The organism is Salmonella sp. SAL4457 (assembly GCF_046548235.1).
GTDB classification, from domain to species: domain Bacteria; phylum Pseudomonadota; class Gammaproteobacteria; order Enterobacterales; family Enterobacteriaceae; genus Salmonella; species Salmonella enterica.
This window is the reverse complement of the sequence record NZ_JBGDZO010000812.1, coordinates 1-258: the sequence shown is the minus strand read 5'-3', so window position 1 is coordinate 258 and position 258 is coordinate 1. Positions and strand designations below refer to the sequence as shown.

The 258-nt window shown below is 65.9% G+C and carries 1 pseudogene; it reads left to right on the top strand.

The features are described from left to right. Positions 1 to 258, top strand: a pseudogene (locus ACLJNW_RS26420) (nicotinate phosphoribosyltransferase); the annotation flags it as partial.

Below are 258 nucleotides of genomic sequence, written 5' to 3'. Positions count from 1 at the left end.
GCCCATGGCTGCACGTGATCCTCTTCGAGGTGCCGCTGCTGGCCATCGTCAGCGAGGTGCGCAACCGTTATCGCTACCGCGAGGTGGTCCTGGAACAGGTCGGCGAGCAGCTCTATCGCAAGCTCGACTGGCTCTCCGCCCAGGCCAGCAGCGAGGAACTCGCGGAATTCCAGGTCGCCGACTTCGGCACCCGCCGGCGCTTCTCCTACCGCACCCAGGAGGAAGTGGTGCATATCCTCAAGCGCGACTTCCCCGGGC